13 protein-coding genes are annotated in these 15763 nt (G+C 64.2%); 4 read left to right on the plus strand and 9 right to left on the minus strand.

Features of this window, described 5'->3' with window-relative positions; genetic code table 11:
* Window positions 1-4: 4 nt before the first annotated feature.
* From HNQ39_RS17425 to HNQ39_RS17440, 4 genes are all read right to left on the minus strand, one after another.
* Window positions 5-2848 (minus strand): hypothetical protein, encoded by a 2844-nt coding sequence (locus HNQ39_RS17425; protein WP_184199230.1) that lies wholly within the window; start codon window positions 2846-2848, stop codon window positions 5-7.
* Window positions 2835-3269, minus strand: coding sequence for a hypothetical protein (locus HNQ39_RS17430; RefSeq protein ID WP_184199233.1), 435 nt, complete (start codon window positions 3267-3269; stop codon window positions 2835-2837). Before HNQ39_RS17430 ends, HNQ39_RS17425 begins: the two co-directional genes overlap by 14 nt.
* 2 nt (window positions 3270-3271) lie before the next feature.
* A complete protein-coding gene (gene selB, locus HNQ39_RS17435; protein ID WP_184199236.1) occupies window positions 3272-5170 on the minus strand; it encodes a selenocysteine-specific translation elongation factor in 1899 nt (632 codons plus the stop codon).
* A gap of 68 nt (window positions 5171-5238) precedes the next feature.
* On the minus strand, window positions 5239-6360 hold the full coding sequence (locus HNQ39_RS17440) for a zinc-binding dehydrogenase (RefSeq protein WP_184199239.1): 1122 nt from the start codon (window positions 6358-6360) through the stop codon (window positions 5239-5241).
* Between the two features lie 57 nt (window positions 6361-6417).
* Here HNQ39_RS17440 and HNQ39_RS17445 point away from each other — a divergent pair, with 57 nt between their 5' ends.
* The 4 genes from HNQ39_RS17445 to HNQ39_RS17460 all read left to right on the plus strand — a co-directional run bounded on the left by HNQ39_RS17445 (window position 6418) and on the right by HNQ39_RS17460 (window position 12359).
* A complete protein-coding gene (locus tag HNQ39_RS17445; RefSeq protein WP_184199242.1) occupies window positions 6418-7656 on the plus strand; it encodes an MFS transporter in 1239 nt (412 codons plus the stop codon).
* A gap of 196 nt (window positions 7657-7852) precedes the next feature.
* On the plus strand, window positions 7853-9847 hold the full coding sequence (locus tag HNQ39_RS17450) for an alpha-L-rhamnosidase-related protein (protein WP_184199245.1): 1995 nt from the start codon (window positions 7853-7855) through the stop codon (window positions 9845-9847).
* 90 nt (window positions 9848-9937) lie between these two features.
* Entirely contained in the window at window positions 9938-11215 is a 1278-nt protein-coding gene (locus tag HNQ39_RS17455; protein WP_184199248.1) for a glycoside hydrolase family 32 protein, read from the plus strand.
* Window positions 11216-11297: 82 nt separating this feature from the next.
* Window positions 11298-12359: a hypothetical protein gene (locus tag HNQ39_RS17460; protein WP_184199251.1), complete on the plus strand. Its 1062-nt coding sequence runs from the start codon at window positions 11298-11300 to the stop codon at window positions 12357-12359.
* A 1-nt stretch (window position 12360) separates the two neighbouring features.
* On the opposite strand, the gene HNQ39_RS17465 is transcribed toward HNQ39_RS17460, so the two are convergent.
* From HNQ39_RS17465 to HNQ39_RS17485, 5 genes are read right to left on the minus strand one after another with little or no spacing between them, the layout of a single operon-like run.
* Complete coding sequence (locus tag HNQ39_RS17465; protein ID WP_184199254.1) at window positions 12361-12834, minus strand: hypothetical protein; 474 nt, start codon at window positions 12832-12834, stop codon at window positions 12361-12363.
* A 37-nt stretch (window positions 12835-12871) separates the two neighbouring features.
* Entirely contained in the window at window positions 12872-13591 is a 720-nt protein-coding gene (locus tag HNQ39_RS17470) for a hypothetical protein (RefSeq protein WP_184199257.1), read from the minus strand.
* A 31-nt stretch (window positions 13592-13622) separates the two neighbouring features.
* Window positions 13623-14822 carry a ParB/RepB/Spo0J family partition protein gene (locus HNQ39_RS17475; RefSeq protein WP_184199260.1) on the minus strand — a complete coding sequence of 400 codons (1200 nt, stop codon included), beginning with the start codon at window positions 14820-14822 and terminating at the stop codon, window positions 13623-13625.
* A 57-nt stretch (window positions 14823-14879) separates the two neighbouring features.
* A complete protein-coding gene (locus tag HNQ39_RS17480) occupies window positions 14880-15305 on the minus strand; it encodes a hypothetical protein (protein WP_184199263.1) in 426 nt (141 codons plus the stop codon).
* Window positions 15302-15670: a hypothetical protein gene (locus HNQ39_RS17485; RefSeq protein WP_184199266.1), complete on the minus strand. Its 369-nt coding sequence runs from the start codon at window positions 15668-15670 to the stop codon at window positions 15302-15304. The genes HNQ39_RS17480 and HNQ39_RS17485 overlap by 4 nt, the downstream gene beginning before the upstream one ends.
* Window positions 15671-15763 lie beyond the last annotated feature (93 nt).

Consider the following 15763-nt stretch of genomic DNA (forward strand, 5'->3'; position numbering starts at 1 on the left):
AGGATTAAGGTCTCTTTGTTGTTAGGTAGGGAGAAATCTTGTTGAGCACTTCCAGGCTATCGCCGCTGGGGTCTTCGCTAAGCAGATCTAGGATCAGGCTTCGTGATTTACCACGTCCAAACTGTGTGCGGTAGCTCTGAATTTCGTCGCGGAGCTGTCTCCAGTCTTTACGTGCCCCCGGACTGACTGTCGCCACGACCACCGTTTTCTCAGACGCTTTCTGGCCCAGCTCATCGGCGCTTGAGTCGGTATTGAGCATCTCGTGGGGCTTGGTGGCGTCTGTCCAGGGCTCAATATTAAAGCCAAACTTGCGCTCTCGCATGAGCAAAGGCAGCTCGGGCGCGGCGCGACGGGCCGCTTGGAAGATGTCGCTGAGAACGGCTTTGGCAGTCTTAACGCGGAAGGCTTGCCAGTCTTTTTCCTCGCTCGCGTGGGGCGTGTCAAACCCAAAAACGGTGAGAGGCAAAGACGTCGTATTCTGCCCGACGGAGTAATAGATGCCGCTATGACCGATCAGCACCTCGTCAATCGGGTCGGGCTTTCCTGCGCGAGCCCGTGCGAGCCGCACCTCGGGGAGGAAGCCAAACTCTAGGTCGTCTATCCCCGGGTAGTAGTCCATGTCCAGATAGCCAGGGACTCCTGCCCGCTGAAAGAGAATCCCCGCCAGCCCCGGCAGCTTGGCAAGCTCTGTGGTGAGCGCTGTGAGTGCTTTTCCCACCCCAGGATCAAACGGGCTGACATATGCATCGCTGCCAAAGCGCCGTTTGAAGAACTCGCGAACCTCAGGGATATCCGAAGCCCGACGGCTTAACTCCGCGGCAACGCCCTCGCTATTGGTCTCACCAAAGAGCCCTCGGTCCTCACGAATGTCCTCGGGGAGGGGCTTTGGAGCGGGGCTGAGCCTATCGCGTCGCCAGCAAAACACATCCACGGTCGCCCACACCGCGACGCCTCTCGCTTTGCCTGCCGCAAGTGCCGCCGCGAGAGGCGCGGTGTGCTCGCCACGTTGAAAGTAGGGGGCTCCGTGCGCGTCTGCTGCTAAAAAGAGCGTATTGAAGCCCAGCGCCGCCACGCGCTCTACCAGGGCTTTCGCGGCCTCAGGGGTTGCGGCAGCGGCTAAAACACCCCGTAGGCTCTCAGGGATTGGAATCGGCTCCACGGCAGGAATCGGTGCGTTCGGAGCGCTGTTGAGCTCGCGAGCAGAATCGGGATAGCGTGTTTGCCCTAGTGCCATCGGGCCGGTTTCTGGGAGCTCAATGGTGAGCTGAAAGCGTGGATCAATGCTCATTGGTGTGGCATCATTGAGCGCGGAGAGCACTTTCCCCACCGAAATATAATGGTCACTGTCGCTTTCTGGATCCTGGGGGGGCTGGGAATCGCGCTCTAGTGCAGCGCGCACCTTGGCTTGCAGTGCCTTAGGGAGCTCCGAGAGCGGAACCCGAGTGCGCCCCCGAAGCTCGTCTGGAAGTGCATGAGGATCGCCGGGTGGCGCACCGACGGTCTTGAGCCAGTCCCGCTTCAGAAGGCGTGTTGCGTTGGACTTACCAATACCCTTGGCACGCTCCCGCCAGCGCTTGACGATCTGCGACTGAACCGCATGAATCTGCGCCCTGCCTTGCGTGTGGTGGGTGAGCATAAAGCCCGGTCCAAGCCGTCGCCAGGTGCCGCAGAGCGAGAGGGTCAGTGCCTTGAGAAGCTCACTGAGCGGCACTTCCAGGCTCGCCTCGCCCAGCAGGAGCACGCTCTGGGCGGCAAAGCGCGGGTCACAGAAGAGCTCCAGTCGCGAGATCGCGGCGGCTTGCTTCACGATGTCCCCAACCGTCTTGACGCTTCCCAGAGAGATGGCTCGCATGAGGGCAGGCAGCTCCCACGAAAGCTCCGAGGGCTTGAGCTGGTTGGGACTCTCAGACTTCAAGTACCGCTCGATACTTTGCAGACCCTCTTGCTGTTTTCCGTAGTCCTTCTGCCCACCGTTCTGCAGCGCCCACTTCTCGCCCTGCCACTCGCCACTCTCAAGATTAAGTCCGAAACCATAGCCGTCCTTGCCTGGAACATCAAACGAGAACGAAGGACTCTGGTAGAGGCGCAGACGTAGGCCGCTACGAATCTCGCGCTCGCTGAAGGTTTTTAGCTTGGACTGGTAGAGCAGGGTCTGTGTTTCTGCACGCTCCTGGAGCGCTTTGCGCTGGTCGGCGGGAAAGCCTTGCTGAAAGATCCGATAGTCCAAGACACCGGGTTTGATATCGCTTGGCGCGGCACGCAGGGGGTTCGGGAGGGCTTTGGTAAGCAGGCTCGCCTGGTCGGGCGTGAGCTGGCCAAACGTCAGGCCCTTGGCGAGCAGGGCATCGAACTGTGAGTCGCTGAGAGTCGCCATGAGGGCACCGAGAGGGTCTTCGCTCACCAGCTCGCCGAGGGGCACGCTGTCCCCAAGCTTCGGGTCGGCATGAAGCACGGTCATGGTCTCGGGAACCAGCGCGATAATTCTCCCAAAGCGCCGCCGCACGCGCCCGTAGCTCTTGGTGATGCCCTCTAAGCTAGTGAGGTCCATCGCCGCCCGGAGCTTCGCGTAGTCCACGTTTTGGGAGCGCCACTGCTCTTGCTGGAGACGCGTGATTTGGGCGGGCGGCGCATCATCGTTGACAATCAGCCAGAGCCCGTTCTGGGGGAGCTGCGCCTCGGGGAGGGTCTGAAGAGCCGTGCGGAGCGGGCGGTTCAGCAGGGCAACATCGGCCTTCCTCTGGGCAAGTTCCTCGGGGCTGGGTCTTGGTGGCTGCGTCTGGGCTTCCGCGTCGCTGGCAAGGGGCAAAGCGAACCCAAGGGTTCCAAGGAGGAGCTCACGGCGTTTCATCGGCAGCTTCTTTCTTCTCGATCTGGAACGTCTGGCCGTCTACCTGAACCGACGGCGTAAAGTGGGGGATCGGCTTTCCCTTAGGATAACGGATCAGAAGCGTCCGTGGTTGCGTCCAGACAAGCGTAATCTTGTCACCGGGGAGCTCGCTGTAGAAGACAGTGTTAGGATAGTCGAGCGCACGCTCTGTTTTTTCGGGCGTGTCAAAGCCCGCAGGGACAATGCTAACGTCCGTGAAGAACCTCGATGTGGCTCCCCCATCGGCGTAGTGGGCGACCGCCTTGAACTTGCCATCGGGCGATGTCTTGGTCTGCCAGACGATGTAGGTGACGCTCAGCTCCATGGCCTTTGCAAACAAAAAGGCACCGAGGAGCCCAAGAGCGACAAGCACCCCGATAATCCACAAGCAGGAGCGGATCATGGCTACGGCTCCGCGAGGGTGCGGGTGTCGCCGACACGGTGGGTGAAGCGGACGCCGTCGAGGTATTCGAGCAGCGGGAGGACGATCTTTCGGGAGCTGCCAATGGCATCGCGCAGGCCCCCGACCGTGATGCCCTCGGGCGTGCTGGCGAGCTTGCGGATGGCTTGCTTGGCCTCCGCGATTGCCTCCGCACTGAGGTAGAGGTTGTCGGCGATCTTGACCAGCTCGTCGCGCTCACAGAGGATCGCAAGGATGGTCGGGACATGGACATCGCGCGGGTAGGTGGCGGCGAAGTCGCCGGGGAAGGGGGGGGCGTACTGGGCGGCCTGAAAGACCGAGAGGATGTGCGCCGCGGGCTGCTTCCAGTTCTCGGGGAGGACCACCTCGTGCTCGGGGAGGTGAACCCCCTTGGTACCGACCGTGAGGAGGACGCCTTCGTTGCTGAGGTAGGCGACCAGCGCCTGGAAATCTTTCACGGTGGCGGCCTTGCTGAGCGGGATGCGGAGGTTCTCGCGGGGCATGGCGCGCTTGTAGGGGTTCTGGCGGTGGAACTGCTCTAGCGTCTTCTTGGCCGTCTCGCGCAAGCGCCGCCCGGCTTCGTCGCTGAGGTAGTGCGTCCCCCCGATCACGATCGCCCGGCCCGCATCGGCGAGCGCTTCGAGGGCGTCGTCGGCGGGGAAGCCGACAGCGGCGCTGAGCTCCTTGGCGGTGAACTCGGCGTGCTTGGAGCTGAGCTGGGCATAGACCGCCTCGTCGGGCGCACCCGTGCCGCGTGCCTCAAAGAGCGCGAGGGCCGCCGCATCGCCGCGCCGGTACTTGCGGCTGGGCGTCGGATCGACTATGGTCCCACCGCCGACCGCGCGCGCCGGGGAGTAGGTGCGCACCACAAAGCGCTCCCCACGCGCCGGTGCCGCCGGGCTCTCACAGAGAAGCTGGACGGGAATATCGTCGCTTCCGGGCAAGAGCTCCACCCCTTCGAGCAGCACGAGCCGCGCCAGAATCTCCCCCGTGCCCAGGTGTAGACGAACGCGCTCCCGGTGGCGCAGGGGCTTGGTGGCCGACGGCAAGACCGAGAGGCGGGCATCAAGGAGCGTGGACGCGGCGAGGCTCCCAGGTGCACAGAGCACGGCCCCGCGCTCCAGCTCCCCGACCTCGATCCCCGGCAGGTTTACCGCGACCCGCATCCCCGGCTCGGCGGTCTCGATCTTCTGGCTATGGCTCTGGAGGGTGCGCGCCTTGCTCACCTGCCCCTGCGGCTCCAGCGCCACAGCATCGCCGGCGTGGAGCGTCCCCGAGACCAGGGTGCCCGTGACCACGGTGCCGACTCCGGGCAGGGAGAAGACCCGGTCCACGGGTAGGCGCACGGGCGCACTTGCATCGCGCTGGGGGGCCTTAGCTGCCGCCTCTGCCAGCGCTTGCTTGAGCGCGTCGAGCCCCGCGCCCGTCTGGGCGCTCACGGGGACAATCACGGCGTCTTTGAGCGGCGTCTTGGCGAGCAACTCGCGGGTCTCTAGCTCGGCGAGCTCTTGGATATCGGGGTCGGCGAGGTCGGTCTTGGTCAGGGCGACCACGGCGACGGTCACTCCGAGGACGGTAAGAATATCCAGGTGCTCGCGGGTCTGCGGCATCGGGCCTTCGTCGGCGGCGATCACGAGCAGAGCCACATCGACCCCGCCCGCGCCGGCGAGCATGTTCTTGACAAAGCGCTCGTGGCCGGGGACATCGACAATGCCGGCCTCAAGCTCGCCGGGGAGGGAGAGGAAGGCAAAGCCCAGGTCGATGGTCATGCCCCGCGCCTGCTCCTCCGCGAGCCGGTCGGTGTTGGTGCCGGTGAGGGCACGGATGAGGGTTGTCTTGCCGTGGTCTACGTGCCCGGCGGTTCCGATGATGAGATGGCGCATCGGGGGTATTGTATCCGAACCCATCCCCAACCCCTTCCCTGCGGTAGGGAAGGGGCCAGGGGATGGGTTCAGAGCCGAATCACGCTCCGAATCACGTTGCCCGTCTCCATCGTGTGGAACGCATGCTCCACCTCGTCGAGCTTGACATAGCCCGTGACCATCGCATCCAGGTTCAGGCGACCCTCCAGGTAGAGCTGGGCCAGGAGCGGGAAGTCGTGGCTCGGGAGAGCGTCGCCGCAGTGGCACACACGCAGGTTCACCTTGTTCCAGTAGACCCCCGTGTCGATATTGCCCACGTTCAGGGTCACTTCAGCGTCTTTACCGGGGAAGCCAATGTTGACTGCCGTCCCGTTGTAGTTCACCATGCGCACCGCTTGCTCGATACAGGGCATCAGACCGGTCGCCTCGAAGGCAAAGTCCACGCCGCCCTCGTAGCCAGGCCAGTCGTCGGTCACGAGATTGCGCACCGCGGCGACGGGGTCACCGTCGCGGGCATTGACCACGTGGGTCGCGCCAAAGTTCTTGGCCCACTCTAGCTTGGTGGGGTTCACATCGACGCCGATAATGGTCTTCGCACCCTGAATCTTCGCGCCCTGGATCACCGAGAGCCCGACACCGCCACAGCCCACCACCGCGACACTCGCGCCGGGCCAGACCGTGGTCGTGTTCATGGTCGCCCCGACCCCGGTAATCACGCCGCAGGCAAGCAGACAGGCCTTATCGAGGGGCATGGCCTCGGGCATCTTGATCGCAGCCTTCGCATTGACAACCGTCGTGGTCGAGAACGTCCCACAGCGCAGGACCTGCGAGCACGCAGCCCCATCCGATGTGCGCGTGATGGGCGTGGTCGGGCGCAGGGCCATGTAGCAGTGACGGGGGTCGCCGCGACGGCACGCCGGGCAGTTGCCACAGGGCGCACGGTAGGCGATCACGACCGGATCACCGGGCTTCAGGTGGGTGACATTGCTCCCCACCGCCTTCACAATCCCCGCGCCCTCGTGTCCTAAGATGATCGGGAACTTCATTCCCGCGCCCTGCTGCATCTTGATGGTCAGGTCCGTGTGACAGACACCGCTCGCCACCACCTCGATCACGGCGTCGTCGGGTGCCGGTGCCGCCACCGAGATATCAATCAGCTCGACATCCTTGCCCGCCTCGGTCAGGACTGCCGCTTTTCCTAAAAATGCCATTGTTTCAGCCTCCAATTCGTGCTACTATTCGGGGCACCGTGCCGGGAATCCTCCGCAGTGCGCCCCAAGACGCCCATGACCCGCCGCGATAAACAAATCAACTTTGCCATCTGCCTCGCCGATGCCGTGGGGTTTCCGCTGGGGATCGCCTTCTTCTCCACCCAGACCATCCTGCCTGTGTTCCTGGCGCACTGCGGCGCGTCGCCGGCCGTGCTGGGCGCGCTCAACGGGCTCTCATCGCTGCTCGTCCTCGCGCCGGGCCTGCTGATTGTCGGCACGCTCCAGCGCCGCAAGACCGTGCGCCTCTGGCTGTTCTGGGTTGCGTTTATCGAGCGGCTCTTCTTGCTGCCCCTTGCCTTCCTCTCTCCGCTCTGGGGGAAGACCCACCCGGACTGGCTCGTGATCGCGACCTTTCTGGGCTTCTGTGGGCACTCGCTCTCGATGGGCTTCAATATCCCCGCCTACTGGACCGCGATTGGCAAGACCATCCCCGTGCACTGGCGCGGGCGGCTCTACGGGTTCGCCGGAGGGATCGCGGGGGTCTGTACCCTCGGTACCGAGTGGGTGCTCCGGCACGTGGTTCTGGGCAGCGGCTTCCCCGGCGGCTACGGTATCGGCTTTGGGCTGGGCTTTGCCATTCTGACGATCACGATCCTTCCGTTTCTCTTTTTGCGTGAGCCCGATAGTATCCCCGCCGAAGGCTCGGAGCGGGCCAAGAACGTCGATCTCGCGCACCTGCGTGCCACCTGGCAGGGCGATGCGCGGTTCCGGCGGCTGAGCTACTCGCAGGTGGTCTTCGCGCTCACGCAGGTCGCGTCCCCGTTTCTCGCGCTCTATGCCACCCGGCGCTTTGGGGAGGAGCACGCGGACCTTGCGCTCTACACCGCCGTGAGCATCTTCGCCGGGTCGGTCGCCGCGCTACTGATCGGCTGGCTCGCGGACCGCTGGGGGAACCACCCGATGGTTGTCTTTGCGGGCATTGCCGGGGCGGGCGGCTTTCTCTTCGCCCTGCTCGCTCCGTCGGGGGGCGCGTTTGCCACGGTCTTCGTGCTCTGGGCCCTGGCGACGGCGGGCGTGGATGTCGCGGCGAACAACCTCATGATGGAGCTGGCAGGGGATGCCACCAAGATCCCGACCTACTCGGCGCTCTACAACATTGTCCGCGCCGTGCCCCGCATGATCGCCCCGTGGCTGGGGGGGCTTGCGGTCGCCCATATCGGCTACGGCCCCCTGATGGGGATCGCGGCGGCGGCGGCACTTGCGTCCTTGTCGCTCTTGCGAACGCGTTCTAAATGAGGCCTAGAGATGAGCCCCTGAGAACGAGTCTCTGGGCTTAGGAGGACGACGGCTGCCTTCGCAGCCAACCGAATACCGGATCTAGTGGCTCCGCAGGGAGCCGTCGCCCTTTCAAGCCCGGACACTCGTTGTCTGGGCACTCATGTTGTCTGGGCTCGCGTGGTTCCGGTAACTTTTGCAATAGGTATAATACGCCATGCCTTCTGCACCCTTTGGCCTGACCGTGGCCTACCTCGCCTACCCGGAGCGTACGACACTCTCCGACCCGCACCCGCCGTTTTCCTGGTGCCTGGAGACCGGACTCCAAGCCGCCTACCAGCTGCAAGTGACCGCCGAGGGCGGCGCGACGCCGCTCTGGGACACGGGCAAGGTTCCTAGCTCGCACTCCATTGCCGTGCGCTACGCCGGGCCGCCGCTGGAGTCGGGGAAGCGCTACGTGTGGCGTGTCCGTGTCTGGACCGCCGCAGACCGTGCCCGGGCGAGCGCGTGGAGCAAGCCCCAGAGCTTCGCTACTGGCAAGCTCGGCGAGTGGCCCGTCCCTAGCCCCAAGAACGACTCCTGGGTCAACCGCAACCCGCTGACGACCACCGACCTCGCCCCCGAGAGCATCGTCAAGCGCCCCGATGGCAGCTACTTTGTGGACTTTGGCCGTGCCTGGTTTGGGACACTGAGCCTGAAGTCAACAGTCGAGGGACGTGCGCTGGTGCACTTTGGCGAGCGGCTCGCCGCCAAGAACACGATCGACCGCAAGCCGCCCGGCAGTGTCTGCTACCGCAAGGCCGAGGTCGCGCTCAAGCCCGGAGAGAACGCGATTGCGACCCCTGCGGCCCCTTTTCCCGCGGGAGTTCGCCGGGGGGCGGTGCTGATTCCACCCGGCCACGACGAGGTCCTGCCGTTTCGCTCGCTGGAGCTGGAGGGCTGGCCCGGGGAGCTGAAGAAAGAGAACGTCACGCTGCACGCGCTGCACCAGGTCTTCGACGATACCGCAGCCAGCTTCTCGTGCTCCGACCCGACCCTCACCGAGGTCTGGAAGCTCTGCCAGCACACGTTCAAGGCGAGTAGCTTCCTGGGGGTCTCCATCGACGGCGAGCGGGAGCGGACCCCCTACGAGGCCGATGCCTATATCGCGCAGCTGGGGCACTGCCATGTCGAGCGGGACTGGCCGCTCTACCGGCACACGCTGGAGTACCTCCTGCACCACCCGACCTGGCCGACCGAGTGGGCGCACCACCTGATCTTCATGGCCGAGGCCGACTACGACTTCACCGGGGATGCGTCGGTGGCGAACCGCCTCTGGGACCGCCTGGAGAAGAAGCTCCTACGGGAGAAAGCCCGCCCCGATGGCCTGCTGGTCGCGGGTGCGATCGTGGACTGGCCGCCCGCGGAGCGCGATGGCTTCGGAGGCGGCGCGATCGCCACCGACAACCGGCAGATGGCTGCTCCCATGGTCAATAGTGTCGCCAATGCGTTCTACTACAAGGCGCTGGTGGGGATGGGGCGCTTGGCCGCTGTGACGGGGCGGCCCGACACCTACAGCGCGGAGGCGGCACGGGTACGAGCTGCCTATCTCGCCACCTTCTTTGACAGCGGCCGTGGTGTCTTTGTCGATGGCGAGGGGAGCACGCACGCATCGCTCCATGCCAACCTCTTCCCCCTCGCCTTTGGGCTCGTCCCCGACACGAATAAGCCCTCCGTACGGGCGCTCCTCAAGTCCAAGGGGATGGCCTGTAGTGTCTATGCCGCGCAGTATCTCCTTGAAGCGCTCTTTGCCGCCGGCGATGCGGAGACCGCGCTCAAGCTCATGCTCGCCCCGGGGGATCGCTCGTGGAGGCACATGCTGGAGATGGGGGCGACCATGACCGCGGAGGCTTGGGACGCCAAGTACAAGCCGAACCTTACCTACAGCCACGCCTGGGGAGCCGCCCCCGCCAACCTCATCCCCCGTGGCTTCTTTGGGCTTCATCCTCTGGAGCCTGGCTACGGAAAAATTGCCCTTCGGCCGCTCCCTGGGGGGCTTGCCTGGGCAAAGCTCACGGTTCCCACGGTCCGTGGCCCGCTCAAGCTCGCCTTCGACACGCGAGGGGGACGGCTGGCGTTTGAGGTGACCCTGCCGGGCAATGTCACCGCCGAGGTCACGCTGCCCGGCAGCACTACCCCCCGGGTGCTCGGGCCGGGAACCCACAAGCTCTAGAGAGCACGGCGCAGGTGGCATGGTGTCATAGAGGAAAAAACTTTATCCGGCCACTCTCTAAAAAAACAAAGTACGCTGATACTATATACTATGACAGAGCCGCTTCGACCTTTACTGCACTTCACCGCCCCGCGCGGCTGGCTCAACGACCCCAATGGGCTGGTCTTCTACGCGGGCTACTGGCACCTGTTCTACCAGCACAACCCACAGGGAACCGAGTGGGGGAACATGACCTGGGGACATGCCCGGAGCCGCGATCTGGTGCGCTGGGAGCACCTTCCCCACGCGCTGGAGCCCTACGACGGTGGGACGATCTTCTCCGGCTCGGCGGTCTGTGACGAGGCGGGGGTGGCGGGGCTGGGCAAGGGGGCACTGCTGCTCTTCTACACGTTTGCGGGAAAGCCGTTTGACCAGCGCCTCGCCAGCTCTACCGACGGCGGAAAGACCTTCACACAGCACACCTGGAACCCGGTCTTGCCCAATGTCGAGGGCGAGAACCGGGACCCGCGTGTCTTCTGGCACGAGGCGAGCAAGCACTGGTGCATGGCGCTCTATGTCCGTCGTGGCGAGGTCGATGGGATCGAGTTCTACCAGTCCCACAACCTCACGGACTGGAGTTTCTCCAGCCGGATCGAGGGCTTCTACGAGTGCCCGGAGTGCTTCGAGCTCGACGGTACCTGGGTGCTCTTCGGGGCCGATGGGGGCTACGTGCTCGGGCAGTTCGATGGCAAGACCTTCCACCCCGAGGGCGAGCGGCAGAAGCTGGACCAGGGAATGCACTTCTACGCCGCCCAGACCTACAGCCACGCCCCCGAGGGACGCCGGGTGCTGATCGCCTGGATGCGTGGGGGGAGCTTCCCCAAGATGCCCTTCAACCAGCAGCTGACCTTCCCCACCGAGGTGACTCTGAAAGAGGTCGGAGGGCAGAAGCGTCTCTGCCGCCAGCCGGTCGCGGAGATCGCGGGGCTCTGGCGCGAGACCTGGGAGCTGAACCAGACCGCCCTCGTGCCGGGCTGTGGCCTGATTGGGCTCTGGGAAGGGGAGGCCTTTGATATCGAGGCCGAGCTGATCGTCCAGCCCGATGCGCTCTTGCAGCTCTCCGTCCGTGGGAGCGAGGTGCGCTACGATGCGGCCAGCCAGATGCTCACCTGCCAGGGCCGGACGGCGCGGCTTCCGCTGGGCGAGTCGCAGCGCCTGAGGCTACGGGTTCTCTGTGATCGGACCAGTATCGAGGTCTTTGCCGGCGAGGGGGATGTCGTGCTCTCGACCTGCTTCCTCCCCGACCCCACCCACCGGACCGTCACCGTGGCGGCTCCCAACGGGGGGATCTTCCTAGAGACCCTGGCGGTGCGCTTAATCCGCGGCTAACACCCCCCAACTTTTCCCCCAGACACGGCGATAAATCCTTTGTAGGTGCATGAGCACGCTACCGAAGGAAAGGTCGTTGACAATGGGGCGTGTTAAGATCTGGCTGATCGTTTTGTTCTGCTGGTTGGGCTCGCTTAGCTCTACAGGGACAGCGCACGCGGTGGTGCAGTGGGCGCGCCAGTACCAGCTCCCTTGCTCAGGCTGCCACGCCGGATTTCCCCGCCTGAACGAGGCCGGGATTCGCTTTCGACAGCTCGGCTACCGCTTCGATCCCGATGAAAAGCCCCGTGTGGTCCCCGAGCAGCTGATCGGACCGACCTGGGCGCCTGGAATGACACTTGGGACAGATGATAGCATCGCCATCCAGCGCCGCGGTGTCAAGATCCATGTCGGGGGCGCGGTCTCGTCGCAGCTTGCCTTTCTGGTCCAGCCCACCCCCGGCGAGAAGAATGCCTTCAACATGGCCCAAGCGATGGTCAACCAGGGAGCATTTCGCCTGACCGCGGGCCGGGTCTATGCCTGGGAGAACGGTGGCGGGGTGGGGGCGGGCGATCGGTTTCCCACGGCGAATCTTCCGCGGATGCTCACAAGCTTGGGGAAGGTCGCGGCAGGGGGGCTGGGAAATGGCTTCCGGCTCGATCACACCGACGCACACGCCAATACGGCGTCGGTCTTCTCCACCGATCTGCGCGGCAGTGGGACCGCCACCCCGACACGGGGAATCTCCCTCACCCGCCGCTACGATCCCAAGGCGCTACGCTACGCCGAGGTCTTTGGAGGGAGCTCGCAGCTACCAGGGGGAGGGACCGCCCAGCGGATCGGCGCGACATTCAGCCACGCCCTGGATGGGCCGGCGGCGTCCGGGCCGAGGTGGGTCCTCCTAGGGGGCGCACTCTACGGAACGGGCGGCGGCTACCTGTCTGCGGGATTCTTGGAGGCGGACTGGCTCCCCACCAACCGAACCCTCGTTCTGATCCGCACCGACCTGGAGCAAGGGACGGTGGCGCGTAGCACCCGTGGCGGACTGGCACTGGGGGCCGCTCTGCAGCTCACGGCGCAGCAGCGGCTGGACCTCGACTGGATACCCGTTCGGGTGACGAGCACCGCTGCACCCCTCAACGCACGGCTCCGATTTTTCTACTAGCCTACCGCCGCGCACTCAGAATCCGTGGGTTTGTGCGGCGCACCGGGGCCTCCGGCTCGTCGCTCTCGGAGTCGGCGAGGGTATCGCTGAGCAAGCGGAGGACATGATCTAGGGGAGTGGCCTGCTCACGGAGGGCGGCGCGCTGTGCCTGATACTGCCTCTCCTGCTTCTCTACCTGGGCTTCACACCGGGCGAGCTGGGCATGGAGCTCCTCCAGCTGCTGCTGGTGCTGGGCTTGGAGTCGCTCTAGCTGCTGCTGGAGCTGGACACGCTGCCAGACGGCTTGGCCCAGCAAGTCGCTCTGTAGCGCGGGGTCGAGGGCGTAGTGCTTCTGAAGGATCTGACTCAGGGTGCTGGTGCGGAGCGCCGCGGGGAGGTTGTCGGGGAGTGAGCCTAGGAGCTGGCCTAGCTGGGGGAGGGTAAGCGAAGAGGGGGTGGAGAAAGCCATGATGCCCTGCGGGTTTGCAACATGCATACCAGCAGGGCATCTGGAGGGAAATATCGGGGAGGGCCTATGACTCGCTGATTCCCAGGAGCCGCCCGGCAGTCTCTTCGCGAAGGTGCGGGGGGAGCTCGGCGGTGTGGCCCGTGGCGAACGTAGGGGTGCCGGGGCTACCCGCGAGGTCTGTCCCGAGGAACTGAATCACCCGGACCATCTGGTCCATCTGGCCCACGACCTCGTCGCGGAGCTTGTCAAACTCGGCGTTGATGCTATCGCGGCGCTTGAGCAGGTTCTCGATCTCCGCGTTGAGTGCCTGGGTCGCCGAGTGGTGCTGCTCGTCGAACTGTTTGAGCTGCTGGGTCATCTGCATCTTCTTCCAGGTTGCTTCTCCCAGGATGGTCTCGACATCGGCACCCTGGTCCTTGCCCTGGTTCTGGATGGCGTTTCGGATCGCGGCCCGCTTGACCCGCATGGGCAGGTTGTCGGGTAGCGACGAGAGCATCTGGTAGACGGACTCCGGGGAGAGGCTATCGCCGAGGCTCACCACCGGAACCCCCGCCTCGGCTACGGGCTCGACGACAGGAGCAGCGGGCTCAACCGCAACTGGGGCAGCCGGGGCGGGGGGAGCGACGACAGCCTGCGGAGTGGCGGCACTCGCCTCGGCCACTGTCCGTTTCGAGGCAACTCCCGGAAGCTCCAGGTAGTCTTCCTCTTCCTGTGTCGTGTTTGCCGTGTTGGTATCAACGAGGTTGTTGTTGACCAGCTCGCGCAGTTTCTTTGCTAGGTTCATGCTAGGTTTCTCTCTGTAGGAAATAAAAATTCTAAGCGGCCTTGAGGACGGGGAGCTCCATGCCTTGCGGGACATAGCGGGGCTGGAAGTCCGAGCAGCGGTAGGAGACTGCCTCCTCCGTCGGGGCCTCGGCTTCGTCCTTGGCGATCGTCGTTCCGTACTCACGGCACCAGCTTTGCTGGGGATCGAAGTGCCCACAGTCCGCACAGCGTCGCAGGACCGTAAAGCAGGTCGAGCACCGTAGCGCCCCCACCAGCTCGATCCGCCCACAGAGGGGACAGTGGATATAGAGCTCACGGAAGCCGTAGTCGGCGCTCTCTAGGGCTCCGCGGACCTGCTCGGCGAGGGAGCTGAGGTGGCCCGCGGCGCGGGTAAGGAGGGCCAGGAGGCGGTTCATGTCCTCCATGCCCAGAAACTCGACAATCCGAGGGTCGATCGTATCGATGACGCCCGTGACTTGTTTATCCAGGACCTTTAGCTGCTCGTGTGCGGTCTGAGGGCGGTAGGGCTTGCGGCGCTCATCGGTGGCCTTGAGGGAGCGGATCATCTGCTCGCTGACCCCACTTCCCACACGTAGAAAGACCTCGCTCTTCTGGGGGTACTGCTGGATCGCGGCGACGGTCTGCTCGACTTGGGCGACACTGAGGCGCTCTTGTTTGATCTTCTCCATCAAGCGCGCCTGGATCTTGGGCATCCCATTGAGAGGGAGCAGAGCGCGGGCATGGCTCTCGGCAAAGGCGCCGGTGTTGGTTCCCTCGCCCTTGCGCTCGGCGAGCTCGGCCTGCATGAGCTCGGGGAGCTGGAGCAGATCGAGAGCTCGGCGCAGGGTGGTATCGGAGACCCCGAGAACCTTCCCCACTTTCTCCATGGGCATCTGCTCGAGCAGGGCAGCGATGGCCCGAGCACGCTCGATAGGGTTGAGGTCCTCACGCTGGAAGTTCTCCAGGAGCGCATCCGCCGCCGCTTCATCGTCGGTGAGCGAGCGAACAATCGCGGGGATATGGGTCTTCCCCGCCAGGTGGCTCGCTCGGAAGCGGCGCTCGCCCATGACAATCTCATAGCGAATCTCGCCCGTGGAGAGAGTCTTGGGACGAACGACAATGGGCTCTAGGACACCCCGCTCGCGGATGGAGTTGGAGAGCTCCTCCAGCGAGTCCTGGTAGAAGGTCTTTCGGGGCTGGTCCTCGGCTGCCTGAATCAGCTCGAGAGGAAGTTCTATGAATGTGGACATCTTGCTCTGCTTAAGTTATCGGCAGAACTGCCTCACAAAAATAGGCTCGTCATGAGATTATGCAGAGACTCGGTAGTTGTAGAGTGCCTCGGCTTCGTCCTCACCTAAGAGGCCCTCGCCCGCTTGAAACTCACTGCGGATCAGCTCGAGCTGGATCCCCAGAGACGCTTTGGTATCGTCGGTTTCCTGGAGCAGGAGGCATAGATAGAGGCCGCTCTCGGGGTCATGGGAGAGAGGGGTGATACAGACCTCGAACTCCGGGAGCTGGAGGCGCATCTCCTGGACCAAGTCCTCGTTGGCCTGGGGCTCCAGATGGACACGGATCGTGTTGAGCGAGCGGGCGTAGTCCGATGCCAGACGATCTGCCTCCATTGCCTCGTGGCCCCCCGAGCCCATGCAGACTCCGGTAGCTAGATCGAGGACCGAGGCACCGCGTACACCCGGCAGGGGGGTAAGGATGTCGAGCACCGCCTGGATGGTCATGCTGCCACCACCGGTGCCATGAACTGTCCCAGAGCCGCCAGTGACTGACGAACACGCGCCAGATCCGCACGCTTGGGATCGAGGATCACCTGGAGAAAGAGCCCCGCATGGTTCTTACCGGGCAGGGGCCGTAGCACAAAGGTGTAGTGCTCCTGGGAGATCACGATATCCCCGACCTGGTCACGCAGGGCGATGGCATGGAGCCGTGCGAGGCGTGGGTTCAGGTTGGCCCCCTCGGGGAGGGCCTCCGGGCGAGCACTAGAGTCGAGCGGAAGGTGACGGGCGGTGTCGGTGTCAAAGAGCGAGACTTGACGGATTCCAGTGAGCGACAGGAGAGCGAGAAAGACGGGCGATGCTAGTACCATTTTTTTTGACGTTCCTAAACAAGAGTGTTGAGATTATTTTAGGAAGGGCAAAATTTAAAACTAGGCTTTTTGACAAGAACCCGTATTACTATC

The sequence above is a fragment of the Armatimonas rosea genome, assembly GCF_014202505.1.
Classification (GTDB): Bacteria; Armatimonadota; Armatimonadia; order Armatimonadales; family Armatimonadaceae; genus Armatimonas; species Armatimonas rosea.

Bases quoted from the DNA above. Each gene is read 5' to 3' on its own strand.
- HNQ39_RS17425 (WP_184199230.1), bottom strand. From the start codon at position 2,848: ATGAAACGCCGTGAGCTCCTCCTTGGAACCCTTGGGTTCGCTTTGCCC.
- HNQ39_RS17430 (WP_184199233.1), bottom strand. From the start codon at position 3,269: ATGATCCGCTCCTGCTTGTGGATTATCGGGGTGCTTGTCGCTCTTGGG.
- selB (WP_184199236.1), bottom strand. From the start codon at position 5,170: ATGCGCCATCTCATCATCGGAACCGCCGGGCACGTAGACCACGGCAAG.
- HNQ39_RS17440 (WP_184199239.1), bottom strand. From the start codon at position 6,360: ATGGCATTTTTAGGAAAAGCGGCAGTCCTGACCGAGGCGGGCAAGGAT.
- HNQ39_RS17450 (WP_184199245.1), top strand. From the start codon at position 7,853: ATGCCTTCTGCACCCTTTGGCCTGACCGTGGCCTACCTCGCCTACCCG.
- HNQ39_RS17455 (WP_184199248.1), top strand. From the start codon at position 9,938: ATGACAGAGCCGCTTCGACCTTTACTGCACTTCACCGCCCCGCGCGGC.
- HNQ39_RS17460 (WP_184199251.1), top strand. From the start codon at position 11,298: ATGGGGCGTGTTAAGATCTGGCTGATCGTTTTGTTCTGCTGGTTGGGC.
- HNQ39_RS17465 (WP_184199254.1), bottom strand. From the start codon at position 12,834: ATGCATGTTGCAAACCCGCAGGGCATCATGGCTTTCTCCACCCCCTCT.
- HNQ39_RS17470 (WP_184199257.1), bottom strand. From the start codon at position 13,591: ATGAACCTAGCAAAGAAACTGCGCGAGCTGGTCAACAACAACCTCGTT.
- HNQ39_RS17475 (WP_184199260.1), bottom strand. From the start codon at position 14,822: ATGTCCACATTCATAGAACTTCCTCTCGAGCTGATTCAGGCAGCCGAG.
- HNQ39_RS17480 (WP_184199263.1), bottom strand. From the start codon at position 15,305: ATGACCATCCAGGCGGTGCTCGACATCCTTACCCCCCTGCCGGGTGTA.
- HNQ39_RS17485 (WP_184199266.1), bottom strand. From the start codon at position 15,670: ATGGTACTAGCATCGCCCGTCTTTCTCGCTCTCCTGTCGCTCACTGGA.